The organism is Bartonella sp. MR168JLCBS (assembly GCF_042194175.1).
Genome location: NZ_JBHIMP010000332.1, coordinates 1 through 750, shown reverse-complemented (window position 1 = coordinate 750; position 750 = coordinate 1). Strand labels below are relative to the sequence as shown.

1 protein-coding gene is annotated in these 750 nt (G+C 40.7%); it reads left to right on the top strand.

Going from position 1 to position 750, the window contains the following annotated elements; translation table 11 throughout:
• Positions 1 to 750 (top strand): AMP-binding protein (locus tag ACFIK8_RS11235; protein WP_375669473.1); only part of this gene is annotated, 750 nt, incomplete at both ends.

Genomic DNA, 750 nt, shown 5'->3' with positions numbered 1-750 from the left:
TATTTTTGCCGGCTTTTCTTCTGAAGCGATAGCAGACCGCATTATTGATTGCAAATCAACCTTTATCATCACCGCTGATCAAGGCCTGCGTGGAGAAAAATTGATCAAGTTAAAAAACAATATTGATCATGCTATTGATATTGCAGCACGCCGTGGTGTTCATGTTAATCAAGTCTTGGTCATACGGCGTACAAGTGGAACAATTGATTGGGTAAAGGGACGTGATTTTTGGTATCATGAAGAAATATCTCATGCCAAAACGGATTGTCCAGCAGAAACGATGAATGCTGAAGATCCACTTTTTATTCTTTATACCTCGGGTTCAACAGGCAAACCAAAAGGTGTTCTCCATACAACAGCCGGCTATCTCGTTTATGTATCGATGACACATCAATATGTTTTTGATTATCATCCTGGTGAAATTTACTGGTGTACTGCTGATATTGGCTGGATCAGTGGTCATTCTTACTTGATTTATGGTCCTCTATGCAACGGTGCCACCACTTTAATGTTTGAAGGTATACCAACCTTTCCCGACCAAGGTAGATTTTGGGAAATTGTCGATAAGCATAAAGTAAATACGCTTTACACTGCACCAACTGCTATTCGCGCATTAATGGGTGCTGGAAATTCTTTTGTTGAACATTCTAAAAGAACATCCTTACGCCTCTTAGGCACCGTAGGCGAACCGATTAATCCAGAAGCATGGAAATGGTTTTATCATACGGTTGGAGACAATCGCTGTCCCAT